The organism is Streptomyces sp. NPDC054841, from assembly GCF_053611045.1.
The window spans coordinates 1-18,192 of sequence record NZ_JBSGZO010000140.1 but is presented as its reverse complement, the minus strand read 5'-3'; the positions used below and the strand labels follow the sequence as shown (position 1 = coordinate 18,192).

Genomic DNA, 18,192 nt, shown 5'->3' with positions numbered 1-18,192 from the left:
AACCTGTCACCCCCTGGGTGGCGGGCTGGCGGGTCCCCCCGGGGTCCCACCCCCGGGGGGTGCCCCCCCCCGCCGGCGGAGCCGACCCCTGAGCCGTAGGCGCCGTAGGCGCATTCCGCTGTCCCCTTGGGCAGCGGCAGACGCGTGAAGTCGGGGTTCGTGGGCGGCGGCACACACCACCGGGCGATGTCCACGGGGCGTCGGACTTCGTCCCCGGGGATGACGGGCAGGCAGCGGCCCTTCGGCCGGCGGGCGACAAATCGCTCGCTGCCCCGTCCAGCCGGTTGTTAGCCTCCGGACCGGCACCGCCCGCCGAGAACCGTGCGGGATCTCCTGGGGGGAGCGCTGCGTGACTGCATTTCTGATCGGGGGCGGCTGGGACGAGGATGCCTCCAGCCTCGTCTACGGCCCTTTCCTCGCCGCGGCCGGAACCCGTCCGACCGTGGCCTGCCTGCTCATCGACGAAGGCGACGGAGCCGAGTACTTCTCTCGCTTCGAGAAGGTCCTGCGCCGGGTCGCGCCCTGCACGCCGGTGCCGGTGCTGGTACCGATCGGCGCGACCCTGGACCCTGAAGCGCTGGCCGGGGCCGACGCGCTGCTGGTGGGCGGCGGTCCGACCCCCGCCTACCAGGACGCGCTCGCCCCGGTTCTCACGGCGCTGCCGGACCTGCTCGCGGCCCGGAGGATGCCGTACGCGGGGTTCTCCGCCGGAGCCGCGGTCGCCGCACGCAGCGCGTTGGTCGGCGGCTGGCTTTCCGGCGGGGTGCCCGTCTGTCCGGCCGACTCGGCCGAGGACCTGGAGGAGATAGAGGTCCGGCCCGGCCTTGGTCTGGTCCCCGGCGCCGTCGATGTGCACGCTGCGCAGTGGGGCACCCTGCCCCGCCTGATCGAGGCGGTCACGCGTGGCGGTGTGGGGCGGGGCGTGGCGATCGACGAGAACACGCTGCTGACCGTGGACGGCTGCCGCGGCCAGGTGTCCGGCCTGGGCAGGGTGCACGTGGTACGCGCGGAGTCGGCGGACCGGGCCTTGGTGCGGGCTTACCGCGCCGGCGAGGGTTTCGAGCTCCGGACGCCTGTATGAGCCTGCGGCGGGGGGTGCACCGCGCGTACCGCGGTACCGCGGGTACCTCGCGCATCACGCGTACCGCGCGCTAGGCGGTCGTGGTGGCACCGGCGTCGCCCGCGGTCGGGTAAGGGAACGAGTGGTGCTCGTGTGCGATGACCCAACGGCCCTGTTCCTTGCGAAGGCCGACGGTGAGCCGTAGGCGGTTCGCAGGGTTGTCGGCGAGCTCCTGGGGCGTTCCGCAGCGCAGCAGGGCGTGGGCGTAGGCGACGGTGTCCCCGGCGCTGACGTCGAGGGACACGATCTCGAACGAGGAGCCCTGTGCCTGCCACGCGAAGAAGGGGGGCCACGTCTCGCGGTAGGCGTCGATGCCGCGGACGCCCTCGTAGGGCGGCGGCACGTCGAACATGACGATGTCGTCCGAGTGGTCCGCCAGGACACCGTTCATGTCGCCCTTGTGCACGGCCGCGGCCCACTGCTCGATCAGAGCCCGGATCTGCTCTTCGTCGGTCTTCATGGCTCAGCTCGCTCACGCTCGTTCTCGGTCGGCGATGCCGCTCCCTGGTGGGGCGCGGGCACGCGATCCATGTACCTACCCGAGAAGACTGCGCCACGCGGGGAAACTCATCGCGGTGGGGCCACACCGCAGCAGCAGGTCACCCGGTTCGTAGGCGTGCGAGGCCCGGGCGAGGCTGCGCCAGGCCGCGCCACTGCTGGTGCCAGAGGAGGTGTCACTGCCGCGCAGACAGTCGACGTAGTACGTCGTGCCGGACCTCTCGTGCGCGGTGGCCGCCGCCGGGAGGAGGCCGGTCAGGGTGACGGGCTGCTGCGAGCGCGGTCACGGCTGCCTTCGTGCGCGTGGCGCGCATCACGCGAGTCGTGTGCGGCGTGTGTATCGCACGAGTGGTGTGCGTCGTGCGCGTCGGGGGAATCGCCATGCGCCGGAACGTAGCCATGGCCCCGATGCGGGGCCATGGACATACATACCTGGTGCTTGGACCCGGCGACGCGTCTCGCGCCGCCGAAGCCTTGCGGATCCTGCTTGATCAGTAGGGTCCATTCACGTTGTCGATGGACCCGTAACGCTTGGCCGCGTAATTGCACGCCGCCACAATATTTGCAATTGGGTCATAAATGTCCCAAGAGGTGCCGTCTACGTGGTATGTCCGAAATGTCGGGTCAATGACCTGCATGAGTCCCTTGGACGGGATTCCGGCCGCCGCATTCGAGTCCCAGAGGTTGATGGCGAAGGGGTCGCCGCTCGACTCGCGCATCAGGTTCCGGCGGATCCCGTCATAGCTGCCGGGAATTCCCTTGGCGTCCATCACCAGCAGTGCGTGCTTGATCCAGCCGTCAAGTCGCTGTGCGCTTGCGGGGGTTGCGGAGGCCGGGGTCGGGAGAACCGCGGTGCTTGCTCCGAGCAGAACCGTGGCGGTGGCGAGGCCGCCCGCGAGGTATCTGACGATCTTGGACGTTGCTCGCTGAGGGAGAACGGAAAGCCGCATGGCGCCTCTTTCGCGTGAATCTGCGGATGGTGATTGATCCCATGCAAGGCGGTTCATCAAGGAATGGGGATTTCCGCCGGGGTTTTCAGCATCCGAGCGAAAGGGGTCGACGGCAAGGGGCAATTCTGTGATTGCCGCCACAAGGGTTCGAATTGAGCGGAAAGCGGGGCCAGGTCGGTCTCCATGGCTGAACCCGGCCTGACCCATCACCTGAGTCCAAAAAGTCGGAAGTTTCTTGATTTGTGGAACTTTCATGGACTGTGCCGTACAGGCGGCAAGCCGCAAGTCGCAGGCTGCAGTAGGCCGCGGGCGGCTGCCGGTCGCTGTGGCCGTGACTGACGGCTAACCGCTGTGACCTCGGCTTTCGGCCGCTACGACTGTCGTCGCGGCTGCTCCGGCGGCGGCGACGGCGGCGGTACGGCGGTGACGATGGAAAGCGCCACCCCGCCACGCTCGTGCGACACGGGCATGTCTGATTCCGGCAGGTCGTCGCGTACAGAACAATGGGGGCGCGTTGCCGGGTGCCGCCGCCGCGGTCGCCGATATCCCTCCCGCAGTCCGACGATGCCAACAAGCGCGAACGAATCGTCATCGCCGCGACAGTGACGACGTATCAGAATTCTTGACCTCGCAACCCGCACTGCAGCGAACTCGGTTATCGGCGGACTTGGCGGGAACGGCGGCAGTGGCGACAACGCAAGCAATGACGGCAGTGGCAGAAATGGCGACAGCGGCGGTGAATTGCTATCGGGCGTCGCGCACTTCCCGGTCCGCTGTGATCAGTCGGCCAGGCGGAAAGCCAGTTCCATCTCCCACTTGCCCGGATCCGGCTCGACGCGCGGGTCCGTGAGGTACGACTCGATACGGCAGCCCCAGCGTTCCACGCCGTTCGCCTCTGTGATCACGTCCCATTCCAGGCCCTCTGCCACTGCCCATTCCCGCAGCCGCGCAATGGCACCGAACAGGCCGTCGGGGTGGCCGACATGCCTCAGGGTGGCGTACCGGCCCGCGGGCAGGGTACCGACCACCATGTCACCCTCGGGCTCGGGCGGGGAGGTGACCGGGACGCCCGCCTCGACCACCGATTCGCCGCCCATGTCGATGGCGTAGAAGCGGAAGAACGGGGCCCCGGCAGGAGCGGTGCCGTGCGAGGCCAGCCAGCCGACGATCTCGGGGAGGCGGTCCGCGATGACGTCGAACGCGTCCATCCTGACGGACCTTCTGACACCCACATAGGTCTGCTCGGGACGCTGTACGACGGTGGGTCGGTGCTGCTCCATGGGTTCCCTCATGACGTCAAGGTCCGTGCCGGTGGGCGGAGTTCATCGGTCACAAGCGCCGGTGCGTTCACCGGGGTGCGTTCACCGGTGTGCGTGCGGTGCGCGTACCGGTGTACGTGTCGACGGGCACAACGGCTGCACACGCGCACGTCAGTTGCCCGCGATGTCCTTCACCGCGACCGAGACCGGCACGGCTCCGCCGATCAGTTCCAGCGTCAGCCCGGCCGTCGCGGGGGTCTCGATGAGCTCCGCGATGACCGCGGCCACGTCGTCCCGGGGCACCGGCCCGCGCCCGGTGCCGGCCTCCAGGCGGACCAGCCCCGTCCCGGCGTCGTTCGTCAGCATCCCCGGGCGCAGGACCGTCCAGTCGAGACCGCTCTTGCCTCGTACGTGCGCGTCGGCCGCACCCTTCGCCCGCAGGTACACGTCGAAGACGTCGTCGCCCCGGTGCTCGGGGTCGGCGCCCATCGACGAGATGACGATGTACCGCCGTACGCCCGCCCGTTCGGCCGCGTCCGCGAAGAGCACCGCCGCGCCGCGGTCCACCGTGTCCTTGCGCGCGCTGCCGCTGCCGGGGCCCGCGCCCGCGGCGAACACCGCGGCGTCCGCGCCCTGCAGCACCGCCGCGACCTGCTCCACCGAGGCCGACTCCAGGTCGAGCAGCGCCGGCTCCGCGCCCGCCGCCCGCAGGTCGTCACCCTGCTCGGGCTTGCGGATGATGCCCACCGGCTCGTGTCCGCCCGCCGCGAGCAGCCGCTCAAGGCGCAGCGCGATCTGACCGTGTCCTCCAGCGATGACAATGCGCATGCTCACGACCGTACGCCGGTCGACTGCGCCTCGCGCGCGGCGCACGCGCCCGGGAGCCGGGATCCGGCCGTCCAGTCGCCGGGTTACGACGCTCCCGTCCAGGCGCCCGCTCCCAGGCGCCGCCCGCTCGCCCGCGCCCCGCTCGCCCGCGCCCCGCTCGCCCGTGCCCCGGGCCCGCGCCCGGTGCACCTGTACCCAGGAACCGGGACCCGACCGCCCCGCCCCGGAGCCCCGCCTGTCCGCTACGCCCCTACCTGCTACCTGCGACCTGCGACCTGCGACCTGCGACCTGCTACCTGCACACCCGCGCCGCGGCGCGTGCAGCCCTGCCCGCGCCCGCCCCTCCCGGCCCCGCATCCTGACGCTCACGGCGGGATCCTCACGGTCCGGGATTCTCACGGTCCGGGATTCTCACGGTCCGGGATCCGGCCGCCCTTGGCGCGGCAGTTCGAGGGCGACGGCCGCCGCCGAGTCGCAGTACTCGCGCACCGCGCTGGTGCGGGCCACCACACGCCCCCTGTGGACGACGATCCTGCTGTAAGCGAGCGACAGCACGCCCGCGAGCTGATCGCCGCGCACCGCCAGCAACTCGGCCGGGAAGCCCGCCTCCACCCGTACCTCGGGCAGCCCCATCGCCTCCCGCGCCGTCGCGCTCACCGCGTCGTACGCCTCCGGGGCGCGCAGCCCGCCCTGGGAGGCCAGCAGGAAGGCCGCCTCCAGCGGGTCGCCGCGCCCCACCGGGTTCGCCACGTCACGCATCGCCCCACTGCCCGCCGCGACCCGCACCCCGGCCGCACGCAGCAGTCGCACCGGCGCGACGCCGCGCAGCTCCGCGCCCGCGCAGCCGCCCTGCGGCAGGCAGACCACCGTCACGCCGGCCGCCGCCAGCTGGTCCGCCGTCCGGGAGGCGAGCTCGGCCGGCAAGCGGGCCAGGCCCGCGCACGGGCCGACCGCGACGCCGGGCCGCAGCCCGCCCGCCATGGCGGCGAGTCGGGCGAGCCGCGCCGGGTCGTCGGCGTCTGTGTGCAGATCGACGGGGCAGCCGTGTTCTGCGGCGACCTCGAGCACCGCCTCCGTGTACCCCGTCGGATCCGGGTCGAGGTCCGGGCTGCCGCCGATCACGGACGCGCCCATCTTCACCGCGTCCCGCAGCATCGCGAGCCCGTCCGCACCGGCCACCCCAGTGAGCAGCCGGGGCACCGCGACGGCGGTCAGCTCGGCGAGCCCGCGCAGCGACCGACGCGCCTGCAGCACCGCCTCCAGCGGACCCAGCCCCTGCACGTCACCGATCCGTACGTGCGAGCGGACCGCGGTCGCCCCGTGCCCGAGCTGCAGCAGGGCGGCCTCGGTGGTGCGCCGCTGGACGTCCTCCGTGGCGTACGACACGGGCTCCTCGGCCGTGAGCGCGGTGAGCGCGGTGTCGCCGTGGGTGTGCGGCTCGGCGGGGGCGGGGAGCAGCAGATAGCCGTTCAGATCCACGCGCGCGGAGTGCACCTTGGGCGTCGCGCTGAGGCTGCCTGCGGTGCCGACGGCCTCGATACGTCCACCGCTCAGCCGTACGTCGACCGTGCGGCCGTCGGTGAGGCGGGCGCCGCACAGGAGCAGCGCGGCGGTGTCTGCGGTGGTGCCGTCGGCCGGCTGTGCCTGACTGTCGGGCATAGCGCTCCTGGTGGGCGGGGTCGCCTGCGGAATCGGCGGTAACGAACGGGCGGTGGCGGGCGACCAGCGGACGATCAAGATCACCCGGCGTGGGTCGAGCCTAGGGGCGCCCCGACCGCGCATCGAGAAGGAGCGCAATAGTCGTACCGGTGTGACCACGAGTGGCGTACGGGACGGGCGTGACAGCGCTCCCCACGGAGCCCTGCGCCGAGCCCTGCACGGAGCCCTGCACGGAGCCCCGCGCCGAGCCCTGCACGGAGCCCTGCACCAGGCCCCGCACGTACGCCCCCGAAGGTGGCCAACGTGGCCCGTAAACGGATTTGGGCGATCGGCGGCCGACCGTGTAATGTCTTCATCGCTCGCCCCAATAGCTCAGTCGGCAGAGCGTCTCCATGGTAAGGAGAAGGTCTACGGTTCGATTCCGTATTGGGGCTCTGATGTTGGGTGACCCTCGCCTTCGGGTGAGGGGATCCGGCATCGCAGCGGTGTAGCTCAGTCGGTAGAGCAAGCGGCTCATAATCGCTGTGTCACCGGTTCAAGTCCGGTCACCGCTACACACAGTAGCCGATTGTGGGGTCGGTCCTTCGATCGGCTACTCTTTTCTGCGTTCATCCGTCCCATCCGTCCAAGGAGCACTCACGTGGCTGCCACCGACGTCCGCCCGAAGATCACGCTGGCCTGCGTGGAGTGCAAGGAGCGGAACTACATCACCAAGAAGAACCGGCGCAACAACCCGGACCGTCTTGAGATGAAGAAGCACTGCCCGCGCTGCAACGCGCACACCGCGCACCGCGAGACGCGCTGAATCAGGCTCGAATGCGAGGCCGTCCCCACCAGGGGGCGGCCTCGTGTCGTTTGTTCCGGTGGTCCGGCAAGACGTCCGGTCCGGCAGGAGACCCGGCCGGTTCCGGCAAGAGATCCAGGAGGTAGCGCGTCCATGGCGCTCGACCAGTCCTTTGTGGGGCGGACCTATCCGCCCACCGCGCCGTACGAGGTCGGCCGGGAAAAGATCCGGGAGTTCGCCGAGGCGGTGGGTGACACGAATCCCGCGTACACCGACCCGGATGCCGCCAAGCAGCTCGGCCACTCCGATGTGATCGCTCCGCCGACCTTTGTGTTCGCGATCACTTTCAAGGCGGCGGGAGAGGTCATCGCGGACCCGCAACTGGGCCTGGACTACAGCCGCGTGGTGCACGGCGACCAGAAGTTCGCCTACAGCCGCCCGGTGCGGGCGGGGGACCGGCTCACGGTCACCTCGACCATCGAGGCGATCAAGTCCCTCGCGGGCAACGACATCCTGGACGTCCGCGGTGAGGTGCACGACGAGGCCGGTGAGCACGTCGTGACCGCGTGGACCAAGCTCGTGGCGCGCGGCGCCGAGGAGGCCTGATCGTGATGGCGGCGAAGATCGCATACGCGGACGTCGAGGTCGGCACCGAACTGCCCGCCCAGAGCTTTCCGGTGACCCGGGCGACGCTGGTGCAGTACGCGGGTGCCTCCGGGGACTTCAACCCGATCCACTGGAACGAGAAGTTCGCCAAGGAGGTCGGGCTGCCGGACGTCATCGCGCACGGCATGTTCACCATGGCCGAGGCGGCCCGTGTGGTCACGGACTGGGTGGGCGATCCGGGAGCGGTCGTCGAGTACGGCGTGCGCTTCACCAAGCCCGTGGTCGTACCCAATGACGACGAGGGCGCGGTCATCGAGGTCAGTGGCAAGGTCGCGGCGAAGCTGGACGACAACAAGGTGCGCGTCGACCTGACGGCGATGTCGGCCGGCCAGAAGGTGCTGGGCATGTCGCGGGCGGTCGTACGGCTCGCCTGACGGGGGCCCTGCGCAAGGCGGGGCTCACCTGTATGAGGACGGGTAAGGGGTGCTGTTCCTGGAGCGGCCCCCTGGCTACGGGCTACTGCGGGCTACTGCCGGCTACTGCGGGGCGCTGCTCCAGAAGCAGCGCCCCTACGTCGTCCTTGCCAAGTTAGTGATTGAGTACTAACTTAGCTCACATGGTTCGAATGAGTGCGGAGGAGCGGCGCGAGAGCGTCATCCGTGCGGCGATCTCCGAGTTCGCGCGCGGCGGCTACAGCGGTACGTCCACCGAGGCGATCGCCAAGCGAGTGGGTGTGTCGCAGCCGTATCTCTTCCGGCTGTTCCCGGGAAAGAAGGCCATCTTCCTGGCCGCTTCGGAGCGCTGCCTGGCGCAGACACGTCAGGTCCTGCAGGAGGCGAGCGAGGGGCTGGAGGGCGAGGAGGCCCTGCACGCCATGGCCGGCGCGTACACCCGGATCATCGCCGAGCACCCCGAGCGGCTGCTCATGCAGATGCAGACCTACGTCGCCGTGGCCGCCGCCGAGGAGGCCGGTGACCATGAATTCGGCGAAGCGGTTCGCGCCGGCTGGATGCAGCTGTGGGAAGCCGTCCATCTGCCGCTCGGCGCGGACGTCGGTGAGACCACGACGTTTCTCGCGTACGGGATGCTGATCAACACGCTGGTCGCCATGGGCTTTCCGTCCGATCACCGGGTCTGGGAGGGCTTCTACGTCTCGGCCAGGCGTCCTGGGCCTGAGGGGTAGCCACTCGCGCGATGCGCGCGGTGCCCCTTTTCACGCCCACGAATTTTCACGCCCACGAAAGTTAGTCATCAATAACTAATCATGTAGGGGGAGAGAGCAATGCATCAGCAAGACGCCCGCCGTGGCTCCGCCGCCTGGGCTCTCGTCATCACCAGCGTCGCCGGTTTCATGGCGGCCCTCGACAACCTCGTCGTCACCACCGCCCTGCCCTCCATCCGCGCCGACCTCGGCGGTGCGCTGGAGGACCTGGAGTGGACGGTGAACGCCTACACGCTGACGTTCGCCGTGCTGCTCATGTTCGGAGCGGCGCTCGGGGACCGGTTCGGGCGCCGCCGGCTCTTCATCGGCGGCCTCGTGGTCTTCACCGCCGCGTCCGCGGCGGCAGCGCTCTCGCCCGGCATCGATGAACTGATCGCCGCGCGGGCGGTGCAGGGCGCCGGGGCCGCGGTCATGATGCCGCTGACCCTCACCCTGCTCACGGCGGCCGTGCCCGTCGCCCGTCGTGGTGCCGCACTCGGCATCTTCAGCGCGGTCACCGGCCTGGCCGTGGCCAGCGGCCCGCTCATCGGAGGCAGCCTCACCGAGCATCTGTCCTGGCAGTGGATCTTCTGGCTGAACGTCCCGGTCGGGCTGGCCCTGCTGCCGCTCGCCCGGCTGCGCCTGACGGAGTCGTACGGGCCCGGCGCGCGCCTCGACGTCACCGGAACGGTCCTGGTCAGCGTGGGTCTCTTCGGGATCGTGTACGCCCTCGTCAGCGCGCCGTCGCACGGCTGGACCAGCGCGCGGGTGCTGACCGGGCTGATCGTGGGCGGAGTGCTGGTCGCGGCGTTCGTCCGGCACAGCATCAAGGGGAAGCGGCCGATGCTGCCGATGCGGCTCTTCCGGGACCGCGGCTTCTTCGGGATCAACATCGCGAGCATGCTGATGTTCCTGGGGATGTTCGGCTCGATATTCCTGCTCAGCCAGTTCCTGCAGACGGTCGTCGGGTACTCGCCGACCGAGGCGGGCCTGCGGATGCTGCCCTGGACCGGCATGCCGATGCTCGTCGCGCCCATCGCGGGCTACCTCTCCGACCGGGTCGGCGGACGGCCCGTGGTCGTCACCGGGCTGGTGCTCCAGGCGCTGGGGCTGGGGCTCTTCGCGCTGGTGATCGCGCCGGACGTCTCGTACGCGGCCCAGCTGCCTTCGCTGATCGTCAGCGGCATCGGCATGTCGCTGTACTTCGCGCCCGCTGCCAGTCTCGTCATGTCGAGCGTCCGCCCGGCGGAGCAGGGCATCGCCTCCGGCGCGAACAACGCGCTGAGGGAGGTCGGCGGGGCGCTCGGTGTGGCGGTGCTCGCCTCCGTCTTCGCGGCCCAGGGCGGCTATGAGTCACCGGACGCCTTCGTGGACGGCACGGTCCCGGCGCTGTGGATCGGCGCGGGGGCGGTGGGCCTCGGTGCGCTCGTGGCCCTGCTGATTCCCCGGCGGCGGGGTGCGGCCGCCGCGGCCCACGACAAGGCATACGAGCCGACGAACAACAAGCCACACGAGCCGGCCCACGACAAGCCACACGAGCCGGCCCACGACAAGGCACACGAGCCGGCGCGCGACGAGGCGCCCGCCCCGGCCGCAACGGCCACCGGCGAACACGTGACGGCGTGAGCGCGGGCACACCGTCCGTGAGTCCGAGCGCACCCATCCGTGAGTCCGGGCGCACCCCGCCCGTGAGCCCGGGCACACCTCGTCCGAGTTCACCCCGGGCCCGCCAGGGCCGGGGTGAACCGGACCGTACTCTTGTCCCCGTGCAGGAACTCCTTGACGCCCCCCTCGCCCCGCTGACCACGTTCCGCCTGGGCGGACCGGCCACGCGCCTCGTCACCGCCACCACGGACGAGGAGGTGATCGCCGTCGTCCGCGAGGCCGATGCCGCGGGGACGCCGCTGCTGGTCATCGGGGGCGGCAGCAACCTGGTGATCGGGGACAAGGGGTTCGACGGCACGGCCCTGTGCATCGCCACCACCGGTTTCGAGCTGGACGGTACGACGCTCGAACTGGCCGCGGGCGAGGTCTGGGACCAGGCCGTCGCCCGGACCGTCGAGGCGGGACTGGCCGGGCTCGAATGCCTCTCGGGGATCCCCGGCTCGGCAGGGGCCACGCCGATCCAGAACGTCGGTGCGTACGGCCAGGAGGTCTCCTCGACGATCACCGAGGTCGTGGTGTTCGACCGCCGCAGCGGTGAGACGGTCACCATCCCGAACACGGAGTGCGGATTCTCGTACCGCCACAGCCGCTTCAAGGCGCACCCCGACCGCTACGTGGTGCTGCGCGTGCGGTTCGAGCTGGAGGACGCGGAGGGCCTGTCCGCGCCGATCAAGTACCCGGAGACCGCCCGCAGCCTCGGCGTCGAAGCCGGGGACCGGGTCCCTGCGGCGGCCGCGCGCGAGGCGGTCCTGAAGCTGCGCGCGGGCAAGGGCATGGTCCTGGACCCCGAGGACCACGACACCTGGTCGGCCGGGTCGTTCTTCACGAACCCGATCCTGACCGCCGCCGAGTACGAGACCTTCCTCGGCCGGGTACGCGCCCGGCTCGGCGACGGGGCCACCCCGCCCGCGTACCCCGCGGGCGACGGCCACACCAAGACCTCCGCCGCCTGGCTCATCGACAAGGCCGGTTTCACCAAGGGGTACGGCGACGGCCCGGCCCGTATCTCCACCAAGCACACCCTCGCCCTCACCAACCGGGGCGAGGCCACCACCGAGGACCTCCTCGCGCTCGCCCGCGAGGTCGTCGCCGGGGTCCGCGACGCCTTCGGAGTCACCCTCGTCAATGAGCCGGTGACGGTCGGCGTCAGCCTCTGAGCGCTCACGAGCCGCCGACGCACTCGGAAGCGGAAGAACGCCGAGCCGCTCGCTGTCGCTCAGTGCCGCTCAGTGCCGCTCAGTGCCGGTCAGTAGGCCACCGCCACCGCCTGCTTCACCGTGGCGGGGTCGTCCGCCATCGCGAGCATCGCGTGGGCCACGTCCGCCCGCGAGATCTTGCCGCCACCGCGCAGGTTCGTGCCGATCGCCGTGCGGTAGTGCCCGGTCAGCGGGGCGTCGGTCAGGCGCGGCGGGCGCACCGACGTCCAGTCCGTCGCGCTGCCGCGCATATCGGCCTCCATGATCCGCAGGTCGTCGTAGTGCTTGCGCAGCGCACGCGACACGAGCGGTGTCCCGATGTACCGCAGGAAGAACGTCTCGTCCTCCGGTACGGGCCCGAGCGGCGCCGCGCTCACCGCCAGGAAGCGCCGCGTCCCCTCCGCCTCCATGGCCTGGAGGACCAGGCGCGTGAGGCGGGAGGCGACACCGACCTGCTTGGTACTGCGCGGGCCGAGACCCGAGAAGACCACGTCCCGGCCCGCGACCGCCTGCCTTAGCGCCTCCGGGTCGTCGAAGCGGGGCGTGCTGATCTCCAGCCCCTCGCCCGTGACCGTAAGCCGCGCCGGATCGCGGACCACCGCTGTGACCTGGTGGCCTGCTGCCAGGGCCTGCCGGACGATCTCCTGGCCGATGCCCCCGCTGGCGCCGAAAACCGTGAGCTGCATGACGAGCCTCCCGGGACGGTGGGTGAGTGTTTACTCACCACTAGGGTGAGTAAACACTCACCTGTTCGTCAAGCCCCGCTCCCCGCTCGTCGAGCCCCGGCTCCTCAAGCCCTGCTCGTCCAAGCACCGCTCGTCCCAGCCCCGCTCGTCACGCCCCGGAAGGAGCACCATGGAGAAGCCCACCCGCGAGCGCATCCTCGACGCCGCCCACGAACTGATGCTCAGCGTCGGTCTGGCCCGCGCCACCACCAAGGCCATCGCCGCGTCCGCGGGCTGCTCCGAGGCCGCGCTCTACAAGTACTTCGCGAGCAAGGAAGAACTGTTCGTGAGCGTGCTCCGGGAACGGCTGCCGCAGCTCGCCCCGCTGCTGCGCCGGCTCGTCACCGACCCGGGGGAGCGAACCGTCGAGGAGAACCTCACCGAGATCGCCCGCCAGGCCACCCTCTTCTACGCCCAGAGCTTCCCGATCGGAGCGTCCCTCTACGCCGAGACCAAACTGAAGGCCCGCCACGACGCCGCCATGCGGGAGATGGGCACCGGACCCCACCTGCCCATCGAGAGCCTCGACGCCTATCTGCGGGCCGAGCGGGACGCGGGCCGTATCGACCCCGGCGCGGACACCTTCGCCGCGGCTTCACTGCTGCTCGGCGCCTGCGCGCAGCGGGCCTTCGCCTACGACGCGACCGCCGGCAAGCAGCCCCCGCAGTCCGTCGACGAGTTCGCAGCGACCCTCGCCCGGACACTGCTGCGCGGAATTTCCGTTGAGACGTGGCCGCGCTGAGCGTCATCCTGGGGACCATGTCCGCCAACCTGTCCGACCTCATATGCGGCTGAGGCTCGACGAGTTCAGGCCGCGCACCGGCCCGCACACGTACCGGATCGTGCAGCCCCGGCATCCCCTCCGGCACACGACGCTGAACGACCCCCTGCACGACAGGTGGGGGTATCTGCTCGGCGACCACGACGGGCTGTCCCGGCTCGCGGGACTGTTCGCCTTTGTCGCGTTCTCACGCCACACGGTGGTGCACGTGCCGCTGCGCGAGAGCCTGCCGAGGACGTTCTCCCCGGGTGTTCCGGTCGACATCGTCCTCGTCCACCACTCACTCGGCCTGCGGCCCTCCCGCTGGCCCGGGCTCCGCGCCGGACTGCGTCACGGCACACCGCTGACGGTCCGGACGGACGAGCGTCGCACCGCGGCCCGCGCCGCCGCCTGGCGGAAGGAATGGGAGGACCACAACTGGCGCAGCTCCCAGTGGCTGCGCCCGGCCGTCCACGCACGCACCCTGTTCCTCTTCGGCAGCCGCGACGTCTTCGCCGAGGCCGCCACCTGCTTCGAGGAGGCGGCGGGCAACGCTCCCCTGTCGAAGCACGCGGCGAAGGGCATCGACGTCCTGGGGTCCTCCCTCAGCCCGCTGTTCGAGCCCGACCACCGCTGGGACCGGCCGGAACTGGACATCGGCTTCCAGGCGTATCCGCCCTACCGCCACTTCAGGCCACCGGGCCGGCCAGCCAGTCGTCGATCCCGGACAGCAGCTTCCTGCTGATGTCCTCCGGCGCCGCGGAGCCGCGCACGGACTGGCGGGCCAGCTCCGCGAGCTCGGCGTCCGTGAAGCCGTGATGGCGCCGCGCGATCTCGTACTGGGCCGCCAGCCGGGAGCCGAACAGCAGCGGGTCGTCCGCGCCCAGCGCCATGGGTACGCCGGCGTCCCACAGCGTCCGAAGCGGAACGTCCTCGGGTTTCTCGTACACCCCCAGCGCCACGTTCGACGCCGGGCACACCTCGCACGTCACTCCGCGCTCGGCCAGCTTGCGCAGCAGCCGGGGATCCTCGGCCGCCCGTACGCCGTGGCCGATCCGCGAGGCGTGCAGATCGTCCAGGCAGTCCCTCACGGACGACGGGCCGGTCAGCTCGCCGCCGTGCGGGGCCGCCAGCAGCCCGCCCTCCCGGGCGATGGCGAACGCCCGGTCGAAGTCGCGTGCCATACCGCGCCGCTCGTCGTTCGAGAGCCCGAAGCCGACCACGCCCCGGTCCGCGTGGCGCACCGCGAGCCGGGCGAGAGTACGGGCGTCCAGGGGGTGCTTCATCCGGTTGGCGGCGACCACGACCCGGATCCCGAGGCCGGTCTCACGCGCCGCGCCGTCCACGGCGTCGAGGATGACCTCGATCGCGGGGATCAGCCCGCCCAGCATCGGCGCGTACGACGTCGGGTCGACCTGGATCTCCAGCCAGCCGGAACCGTCCTTGACGTCCTCCTGGGCCGTCTCCCGAACCAGCCGATGGATGTCCTCGGGCGCCCGCAGGCAGGAGCGCGCGATGTCGTACAGCCGCTGGAAGCGGAACCAGCCGCGCTCGTCCGTCGCCCGGAGCTTCGGCGGTTCGCCGCCGGTCAGCGCGTCGGGGAGGTGCACGCCGTACTTGTCGGCGAGTTCGAGGAGGGTGGCGGGCCGCATCGACCCGGTGAAGTGCAGGTGCAGATGGGCCTTGGGCAGCAGGGTGAGATCTCGGACGTCCGGGGGGGTCGGGGGGTGTCCCCCTGAAAGGTGGGGCATTGCAGGATCCTGCCGCACGCCCCGCCCCTACGGCATCCCCTTTCCCCGATCGGGTTCTTGCCCGAACGAAGAAACGGACCCCCGGCCGAAGCCGGGAGCCCGTCAGGAAGCGGAACCAGCGGAACACGCAGGACCAGCGGAACACGCAGGACCAGCGGAACACGCAGAACCAGCGGAACCAGCGGAAACCGGAACCTCAGTCCCGGGCCTCCGAGAGCAGCTTCTGGATCCGCGAGACACCCTCGACCAGGTCCTCGTCGCCCAGCGCGTACGACAGCCGCAGATAGCCCGGCGTACCGAACGCCTCGCCCGGCACGACCGCGACCTCGGCCTCGTCCAGGATCAGCGCCGCCAGCTCGACCGAGGTCTGCGGGCGCTTGCCGCGGATCTCCTTGCCGAGCACGCCCTTGACCGAGGGGTACGCGTAGAACGCGCCCTCGGGCGTCGGGCAGACCACGCCGTCGATCTCGCTCAGCATGCGCACGATCGTCTGCCGGCGGCGGTCGAAGGCCTCACGCATCTTCGCGACCGCGTCCAGGTTCCCGGAGACGGCGGCCAGCGCGGCGACCTGCGCCACGTTCGACACGTTCGACGTGGCGTGCGACTGCAGGTTGGTCGCGGCCTTCACGACGTCCTTCGGGCCGACGATCCAGCCCACCCGCCAGCCGGTCATCGCGTACGTCTTCGCCACACCGTTCACCACGATGCACTTGTCGCGCAGCTCGGGCACGAGGGCCGGCAGCGAGGTGAACTTCGCGTCGCCGTAGACCAGGTGCTCGTAGATCTCGTCCGTCAGCACCCACAGGCCGTGCTCGAGTGCCCAGCGGCCGATCGCCTCGGCGTCCGCCTCGCTGTAGACCGCGCCGGTGGGGTTGGACGGGGAGACGAAGAGGACCACCTTGGTCTTCTCGGTACGCGCCGCCTCCAGCTGCTCCACCGACACCCGGTAGCCGGTGGTCTCGTCGGCGACGACCTCCACCGGGACGCCGTCGGCGAGGCGGATCGACTCGGGGTACGTCGTCCAGTACGGGGCCGGGACGATGACCTCGTCACCCGGGTCCAGGATCGCCGCGAAGGCCTCGTAGATCGCCTGCTTGCCGCCGTTGGTCACCAGGACCTGGGCGGGGTCGACCTCGTAGCCGGAGTCGCGCAGCGTCTTCTCGGCGATGGCCTTCTTCAGCTCGGGGAGGCCGCCGGCCGGCGTGTAGCGGTGGTACTTGGGGTTCTTGCAGGCCTCGATCGCGGCCTCGACGATGTAGTCCGGAGTCGGGAAGTCGGGCTCGCCGGCGCCGAAACCGATCACCGGACGCCCGGCGGCCTTCAGGGCCTTGGCCTTGGCGTCGACGGCGAGGGTCGCGGACTCGGAGATCGCGCCGATTCGGGCGGAGACCCGGCGCTCGGTGGGTGGAATAGCAGCGCTCATGCGGCCATCGTCCCAGACCCCGCACGGCCCGGGCACACAGGTTCCGAAGAGCGGACGGGGCGCTCACGGGACGTTGACCCGTCGCGTACGCGACGCCCGGCACGAACGCGAAGGAAGGTGAAAGGAACGCGAAAGAACGCGGACAGGAACCGCCTCGGAGCTATCTGTTCGACGCACGGCCTCTGACCACGTACACTCACTCGTCGTTGGCCCTCACCGACCACCTCTACTGATGCGGTAGGTTTGGGGGGAACCACAAAGGGTCGTAGCTCAATTGGTAGAGCACTGGTCTCCAAAACCAGCGGTTGGGGGTTCAAGTCCCTCCGGCCCTGCTACACACACCGCCAGGATGTGTGCGCATGTACGTACTTCTATGCACCGCCGTGCGGCTCCACCGGGCGCGGCACGGCCACGACCCGGAATCAGGTGAGAGACGTGACGGACGCCGTGGGCTCCATCGACATGCCTGATGCCGAGGACGAAGCGCCGGAGAACCGGAAGAAGACCCGTAAGGGCGGCAAGCGCGGAAAGAAGGGCCCCCTGGGTCGTCTCGCGCTGTTCTACCGCCAGATCGTCGCCGAGCTGCGCAAGGTCGTCTGGCCCACTCGCAGCCAGCTGACGACGTACACCACCGTGGTGATTGTCTTCGTTGTCATCATGATCGGCCTCGTGACCGTGATTGACTATGGCTTCCAGGAAGCAGTCAAGTACGTCTTCGGCTGATCCCGCGGAGGGCGCCTCATCGGCGCCCCTTTCGCATGTTCCACCCAATCTGTATCCAGGAAGAAGCAGCCACCGTGTCTGACCCGAACCTGAACGACGCCGTTGAGCCGCGCGTAGATGCAGCGGAGTCCACTGAGGACCAGCTCGACATCGTCGAGGCGGCGGACGCTGTGGACCCAGACCAGGCGGAAGCTGCGGACGCCGAGGCGGGCGTGCCGGCCGAGGAAGCCGCGATCCACGTCGAGGACGAGAGCGTCATCGAGGACGAGGACGCCGTCCAGGACGAGGACCTGACCGCCGACGACGAGTCCGAGGCTGCCGCTGAGCCCACCGAGGAGAGCGAAGAGGCCGAGGAGGCTCCGGCCGCGGAGCCCGAGGCCCCCGCCGACCCGATCGCCGCGCTCCGCGACGAGCTGCGCGGTCTGCCCGGCGAGTGGTACGTGATCCACACCTACGCGGGCTACGAGAAGCGCGTGAAGGCCAACCTGGAGCAGCGCGCCGTCTCGCTGAACGTCGAGGACTTCATCTACCAGGCCGAGGTGCCCGAGGAAGAGATCGTCCAGATCAAGAACGGCGAGCGCAAGAACGTCCGGCAGAACAAGCTGCCCGGCTATGTGCTCGTCCGGATGGACCTGACGAACGAGTCCTGGGGCGTCGTCCGCAACACTCCCGGTGTCACCGGCTTCGTCGGCAACGCCTACGACCCGTACCCGCTGACCCTGGACGAGATCGTCAAGATGCTCGCCCCGGAGGCGGAGGAGAAGGCCGCCCGCGAGGCCGCCGAGGCCGAGGGCAAGCCGGCTCCGGCCCGCAAGGTCGAGGTCCAGGTGCTGGACTTCGAGGTCGGCGACTCGGTCACCGTCACCGACGGTCCGTTCGCCACCCTGCAGGCCACGATCAACGAGATCAACGCCGACTCGAAGAAGGTCAAGGGCCTCGTCGAGATCTTCGGCCGCGAGACCCCGGTCGAGCTGAGCTTCGACCAGATCCAGAAGAACTAACCGGCACACAGGTTTCCGATCAGGTCAGAACGGCCCTCAAGGC

The 18,192-nt window shown here is 70.3% G+C and carries 19 protein-coding genes and 3 tRNA genes; 14 read left to right on the top strand and 8 right to left on the bottom strand.

From position 1 onward, the window contains the following. Positions 1 to 349: 349 nt before the first annotated feature. Positions 350 to 1,081, top strand: a complete 732-nt coding sequence (locus ACWGI8_RS20020; protein WP_453662618.1) for a Type 1 glutamine amidotransferase-like domain-containing protein — start codon at positions 350 to 352, stop codon at positions 1,079 to 1,081. 70 nt (positions 1,082 to 1,151) lie between these two features. Here the strand turns inward: ACWGI8_RS20020 and ACWGI8_RS20015 are convergent, their stop codons facing one another. From ACWGI8_RS20015 to ACWGI8_RS19995, 5 genes are all read right to left on the bottom strand, one after another. Next, positions 1,152 to 1,580 (bottom strand): nuclear transport factor 2 family protein, encoded by a 429-nt coding sequence (locus ACWGI8_RS20015; RefSeq protein WP_453662617.1) that lies wholly within the window; start codon positions 1,578 to 1,580, stop codon positions 1,152 to 1,154. A 529-nt stretch (positions 1,581 to 2,109) separates the two neighbouring features. Next, positions 2,110 to 2,823 (bottom strand): transglycosylase SLT domain-containing protein, encoded by a 714-nt coding sequence (locus ACWGI8_RS20010; protein ID WP_453662615.1) that lies wholly within the window; start codon positions 2,821 to 2,823, stop codon positions 2,110 to 2,112. Positions 2,824 to 3,347: 524 nt separating this feature from the next. Further along, a complete protein-coding gene (locus ACWGI8_RS20005; protein ID WP_453662614.1) occupies positions 3,348 to 3,848 on the bottom strand; it encodes a GyrI-like domain-containing protein in 501 nt (166 codons plus the stop codon). A gap of 150 nt (positions 3,849 to 3,998) precedes the next feature. Next, complete coding sequence (locus ACWGI8_RS20000) at positions 3,999 to 4,655, bottom strand: SDR family oxidoreductase (protein WP_453662612.1); 657 nt, start codon at positions 4,653 to 4,655, stop codon at positions 3,999 to 4,001. 411 nt (positions 4,656 to 5,066) lie between these two features. Further along, positions 5,067 to 6,314 carry an amidohydrolase family protein gene (locus ACWGI8_RS19995; RefSeq protein ID WP_453662610.1) on the bottom strand — a complete coding sequence of 416 codons (1,248 nt, stop codon included), beginning with the start codon at positions 6,312 to 6,314 and terminating at the stop codon, positions 5,067 to 5,069. Positions 6,315 to 6,675: 361 nt separating this feature from the next. Here ACWGI8_RS19995 and ACWGI8_RS19990 point away from each other — a divergent pair. From ACWGI8_RS19990 to ACWGI8_RS19955, 8 genes are all read left to right on the top strand, one after another. Next, a tRNA-Thr gene (locus ACWGI8_RS19990) sits at positions 6,676 to 6,748 on the top strand. A 47-nt stretch (positions 6,749 to 6,795) separates the two neighbouring features. Beyond that, a tRNA-Met gene (locus tag ACWGI8_RS19985) sits at positions 6,796 to 6,868 on the top strand. An 86-nt stretch (positions 6,869 to 6,954) separates the two neighbouring features. Then, positions 6,955 to 7,119 carry a 50S ribosomal protein L33 gene (rpmG, locus tag ACWGI8_RS19980; protein WP_003948671.1) on the top strand — a complete coding sequence of 55 codons (165 nt, stop codon included), beginning with the start codon at positions 6,955 to 6,957 and terminating at the stop codon, positions 7,117 to 7,119. Positions 7,120 to 7,251: 132 nt separating this feature from the next. Beyond that, positions 7,252 to 7,704 carry an FAS1-like dehydratase domain-containing protein gene (locus ACWGI8_RS19975; RefSeq protein WP_453662608.1) on the top strand — a complete coding sequence of 151 codons (453 nt, stop codon included), beginning with the start codon at positions 7,252 to 7,254 and terminating at the stop codon, positions 7,702 to 7,704. A 5-nt stretch (positions 7,705 to 7,709) separates the two neighbouring features. Beyond that, a complete protein-coding gene (locus ACWGI8_RS19970) occupies positions 7,710 to 8,138 on the top strand; it encodes a MaoC family dehydratase (RefSeq protein WP_453662606.1) in 429 nt (142 codons plus the stop codon). 182 nt (positions 8,139 to 8,320) lie between these two features. After that, positions 8,321 to 8,887 (top strand): TetR/AcrR family transcriptional regulator, encoded by a 567-nt coding sequence (locus ACWGI8_RS19965; RefSeq protein ID WP_453662604.1) that lies wholly within the window; start codon positions 8,321 to 8,323, stop codon positions 8,885 to 8,887. A 99-nt stretch (positions 8,888 to 8,986) separates the two neighbouring features. After that, positions 8,987 to 10,531 carry a DHA2 family efflux MFS transporter permease subunit gene (locus ACWGI8_RS19960; protein ID WP_453662602.1) on the top strand — a complete coding sequence of 515 codons (1,545 nt, stop codon included), beginning with the start codon at positions 8,987 to 8,989 and terminating at the stop codon, positions 10,529 to 10,531. A gap of 140 nt (positions 10,532 to 10,671) precedes the next feature. Continuing rightward, complete coding sequence (locus tag ACWGI8_RS19955; RefSeq protein ID WP_453662600.1) at positions 10,672 to 11,727, top strand: UDP-N-acetylmuramate dehydrogenase; 1,056 nt, start codon at positions 10,672 to 10,674, stop codon at positions 11,725 to 11,727. An 89-nt stretch (positions 11,728 to 11,816) separates the two neighbouring features. On the opposite strand, the gene ACWGI8_RS19950 is transcribed toward ACWGI8_RS19955, so the two are convergent. Continuing rightward, entirely contained in the window at positions 11,817 to 12,452 is a 636-nt protein-coding gene (locus tag ACWGI8_RS19950) for an NAD(P)-dependent oxidoreductase (protein WP_453662599.1), read from the bottom strand. 169 nt (positions 12,453 to 12,621) lie between these two features. Here ACWGI8_RS19950 and ACWGI8_RS19945 point away from each other — a divergent pair, with 169 nt between their 5' ends. After that, on the top strand, positions 12,622 to 13,233 hold the full coding sequence (locus tag ACWGI8_RS19945) for a TetR/AcrR family transcriptional regulator (RefSeq protein ID WP_453662598.1): 612 nt from the start codon (positions 12,622 to 12,624) through the stop codon (positions 13,231 to 13,233). 43 nt (positions 13,234 to 13,276) lie between these two features. After that, on the top strand, positions 13,277 to 13,996 hold the full coding sequence (locus ACWGI8_RS19940; RefSeq protein WP_453662596.1) for a hypothetical protein: 720 nt from the start codon (positions 13,277 to 13,279) through the stop codon (positions 13,994 to 13,996). Here the strand turns inward: ACWGI8_RS19940 and ACWGI8_RS19935 are convergent. Beyond that, a complete protein-coding gene (locus tag ACWGI8_RS19935) occupies positions 13,941 to 15,002 on the bottom strand; it encodes an adenosine deaminase (protein WP_453662595.1) in 1,062 nt (353 codons plus the stop codon). The genes ACWGI8_RS19940 and ACWGI8_RS19935 overlap by 56 nt on opposite strands. 196 nt (positions 15,003 to 15,198) lie before the next feature. Next, positions 15,199 to 16,425, bottom strand: coding sequence for a pyridoxal phosphate-dependent aminotransferase (locus ACWGI8_RS19930; RefSeq protein WP_453662593.1), 1,227 nt, complete (start codon positions 16,423 to 16,425; stop codon positions 15,199 to 15,201). Between the two features lie 259 nt (positions 16,426 to 16,684). Here ACWGI8_RS19930 and ACWGI8_RS19925 point away from each other — a divergent pair. The 3 genes from ACWGI8_RS19925 (at position 16,685) to nusG (ending at position 18,149) form a co-directional block, all read left to right on the top strand. Then, a tRNA-Trp gene (locus tag ACWGI8_RS19925) sits at positions 16,685 to 16,757 on the top strand. A gap of 103 nt (positions 16,758 to 16,860) precedes the next feature. After that, complete coding sequence (secE, locus tag ACWGI8_RS19920; RefSeq protein ID WP_453662591.1) at positions 16,861 to 17,148, top strand: preprotein translocase subunit SecE; 288 nt, start codon at positions 16,861 to 16,863, stop codon at positions 17,146 to 17,148. Positions 17,149 to 17,222: 74 nt separating this feature from the next. Then, complete coding sequence (nusG, locus tag ACWGI8_RS19915) at positions 17,223 to 18,149, top strand: transcription termination/antitermination protein NusG (protein WP_453662589.1); 927 nt, start codon at positions 17,223 to 17,225, stop codon at positions 18,147 to 18,149. The last annotated feature ends 43 nt before the right edge of the window (positions 18,150 to 18,192 follow it).